This is a genomic window from uncultured Jannaschia sp., from assembly GCF_947494055.1.
In the GTDB taxonomy this organism is placed as follows: domain Bacteria; phylum Pseudomonadota; class Alphaproteobacteria; order Rhodobacterales; family Rhodobacteraceae; genus Jannaschia.
On record NZ_CANLTR010000145.1, the window covers coordinates 1 to 866 of the forward strand.

1 tRNA gene is annotated in these 866 nt (G+C 58.3%); it reads right to left on the bottom strand.

Going from position 1 to position 866, the window contains the following annotated elements:
• Window positions 1-320: 320 nt before the first annotated feature.
• Window positions 321-410 (bottom strand) — tRNA-Ser (locus Q1A87_RS23550).
• Window positions 411-866: the final 456 nt, after the last annotated feature.

Below are 866 nucleotides of genomic sequence, written 5' to 3' on the forward strand. Positions count from 1 at the left end.
GGGCTTAGACATGTCGCCCAGCTATGCAGCTGGACTCGCAATGTGAATCCCAAGCAGGCTTTGCGCAACAAGGCCTCTCACGAACGCCACCGGCGTCGAAGTGTTTAGTCTCGACGATGTCGAAAGCGTAAAAATTTAAATGCTTGCAAGCTATGCACCAAAACTGCGCAGTCATCAGGTCCGGAGAATATCGGCCCTGAGAGACCGCTTCCGGGACTGCCGCCGGCCTAGCTAGTGCTCAGCCCCTCCCGCATAACCCTCGAAAACAACGAGAAAATCCGGCCGGAGCCGGATCCGGAGAACGCTTTCGCGAGGGCAAGTGGCGGACAGGAAGGGATTCGAACCCTCGAGACGGTCTCCCGCCTACGCACTTTCCAGGCGCGCGCCTTCGACCACTCGGCCACCTGTCCGCTGGTGGGTCTATGATACCAGACCGGGGGGTCGCAAGGCCGATCTTGACGCGCGCCAAGAGCTGAGCCCTTTGAACATTACCGTTGCGACGATGCACAAACGGCAGTCGCTGGACGATATGGTTGAAGCGCGATTGGTGGAACTGGTCATGAGGCCGGTCCGGCATTACGCGATTGTCGTCGTAGGTTTTTCTCAACGCGAGCCGGTTTCTAGTGGGCCCGACGTATCTGTGAATGCTCAGTGATCTCGGAACTATGCCCGAAAGTTGGTGACGGGCTGATCAGGCGGCGCGTTGAAGCTCCTTGATCCCGTCCTTGAACTCAATGCCCTGAACGATCTCCGGCAGGCGGTTGGCAGCGTCGAGTTTTCGCTACTTTGGACGTTGTTGCGCAATTGCGCTTGAGGTGTGCGGTCCCCTTTCCCCGTTGAGGTCAGACGACGGCTTCAATCTCGGC